3 protein-coding genes and 1 tRNA gene are annotated in these 2,395 nt (G+C 36.5%); all 4 read right to left on the reverse strand.

Features of this window, described 5'->3' with window-relative positions:
* Nucleotides 1–131: 131 nt before the first annotated feature.
* A complete protein-coding gene (gene mraZ, locus Q8Q95_04055) occupies nt 132–566 on the reverse strand; it encodes a division/cell wall cluster transcriptional repressor MraZ (protein ID MDP3764766.1) in 435 nt (144 codons plus the stop codon).
* A 56-nt stretch (nt 567–622) separates the two neighbouring features.
* Complete coding sequence (locus Q8Q95_04060) at nt 623–841, reverse strand: GIY-YIG nuclease family protein (protein ID MDP3764767.1); 219 nt, start codon at nt 839–841, stop codon at nt 623–625.
* Nucleotides 842–1,116: 275 nt separating this feature from the next.
* A tRNA-Ala gene (locus tag Q8Q95_04065) sits at nt 1,117–1,187 on the reverse strand.
* A gap of 76 nt (nt 1,188–1,263) precedes the next feature.
* On the reverse strand, nt 1,264–2,395 hold a 1,132-nt coding region (locus Q8Q95_04070), incomplete at its 5' end, for a hypothetical protein (protein ID MDP3764768.1).

Raw genomic sequence — 2,395 nt, forward strand, 5'->3', positions numbered from 1 at the left:
TGGATCAAGATACTGAATAACTTCTTTTAAAAGTACTGGCACATGCCCAGCTTCGTTAGCTGTTAGCTTCGTTAGCTTGTTAGTCATATTTTTTATTTTCTAAACTCTAATGAAGCTAATGAAGCTGAAAGCTAATATATTCCTAATTCTCCTAATTTCTCAGCAATTTCTGGAGTCGATTTTTCCGAATTCTTTTTATACTCGTTCCAATTTTCTTCGTCCCAAATTTCTAACCTGTTAAATAAACCCGCTATCACCACATTCTTTTTTAAACCGGCAAAATCTTTTAAATAATCTGGAATCAAGACTCTACCCAAAGAATCAATTTCCACATCTGTGGCACCCGCCAGCATTGTTCTAACAAAACTTCTTGTACCCGATTGCCCTACTGGTAATTTTGAAAGCTTAGTAGCAAGCTCTTCCCATTCTTTCATTGGATATAAAACCAAAGAATTATCCAAACTCTTAGTTAACACCGCCATTTCACCGATTCTTTTTCTAAATTTAGCCGGCACGGCCAAACGCCTTTTTGCATCTATGGTGTGATGGTATTCGCCGATGAACATGACGAGTTTTTTCAAGAACGTAGTGATTGAACAAAAACTCGATCACCCCGCCCTCTTTAAATATTTATCCTCTTCTTTAACGCTCTTAATGCTCCACTATATTGTTTTAATTTTCTCTCTCTATTTCTAGCCAAATCAGAAGACTCATATGCTTCGTAATAAACAAGAACACATTTACTACTTTTGCTATGTTCTTTAAATCTACGCTTCAAATCTTCTGTGTAGCCTATATATATTCCTCTTCTATTTATTTTTAAAACATAAACATAATACATAGAGAATAGAGGGCGGGGTTCTCAATTTATCAGCTACTCGCGAAGCTCGCAGGATAAATTGGAACTTATCCCCTTTCTGACCGACTTATGCACACTATTATCCACATTCTCCCACTTCTGTAACCCTGTACTCCACATTTTAAACTTTTATTTAAACAAGCACAACAACAAAACATATCCACAAAGTGGAAAAGCTCTACTTTAGAAGTAGAGCTTTTCCATCCTGCGTAGCTCTGTAAATTTACAGAGCGAAGTAGGATTACATTATTATTTTGTGGACCTGGGGAGAATCGGACTCCCATCTGCCGGATGCAAACCGGCTGCTCTACCACTAAGCTACAGGCCCATATTTTATTAACAAATAGATAATATCAAAAAAGCCTCAAGATGTATAATCTTGAGGCTTTTAGCTTGTTCTAGCGCTATTTAGCCGGTATCCCCTTTGTCTCTTTTGCTTTAGAAGAATTTGGTGGTGTAGCTGGTTTAGGCGGAACACCCAGCGCTGGCAAACCTTGTTCTAAATTCTTAATTATTTCCTCTATTAGTTTATTATCTGGGTTGGTCGATTTTAATATCTTAAAGTTTTCCAACGCTTCTTTCTTATTTCCTTCTTTGTCTTGTATTAGGGCAAAGAAATACCTAGCGTTAGCATAGTTTGGATTCAACTTTAAAGCTTCTTCTAGAACATTCCTGGATTTAGTTACTAGATCTTCATCTACCTCTCCCTGCTGATTAAACAAATTAGATTTAACCAAATACAACTGCCCTAATTGAGTTTTAATAAATGGGTTAATTGGCTCTAGAATAATAGCTTTTTCGTAACTCTGTATAGCTAAATCTTCCGAACCCTGCACTAACGGAACCAAGTTTCTGTAAGATTCTGCGTTATTAACTATCACTTCGACATTGTTTGGATCTAATTTAGAAGCCTCTTGAACAGCATTTACTGTTCTAATGGTTAAATTTTGTATAAGAGTTGATTCTTCGGCTTTAGGTTGCCTTTCGGCACCTTCTCTAGAATTAATTTCTGTAAACACATCGTTTAATTTTTGGAATAATACCTGCGACAAAGCCCTAAAATATCTAACTTCGTAAGGATTATCTGTAACCGAAGAATATATACCATTTAAAACATTATCCCTATTTTTGACAGCTTCTTCGGGCTTAGCCGTGTTTGACGCGGTTACAACATTCGCAAAATTATTTTCAGCCAGCCATCTTTGAACCGAGAAATATAAACCACCCAAAGTTGCAGTTAATAAAATTAGCAAAACGAAAAATATCGCTAAAGTTTTAACAGAGCCTTGCTGAAACCTGTAGCTCCACAAACCGCCGATGGACGCCGATGAAGAATCCGCGCTGATCCGCGCTGATGAATCCGCGTTAATCTGCGCCAGTATGAATAATACTGGTAAGAACCAAAACATAAATTCTAAAGGTAAAGAAGTTGTATAAAAGAATTTAGTGCTTAAAATAAACACCCAGCTAGCTAAAACACCTAACTCAACTTCGCTTAGCCTTGATTTCTTAAACGCATAAAACAAAAATCCAAAA

The sequence above is a fragment of the bacterium genome (assembly GCA_030697795.1).
In the GTDB taxonomy this organism is placed as follows: Bacteria; Patescibacteriota; Minisyncoccia; order JACQLN01; family JACQLN01; genus JACQLN01.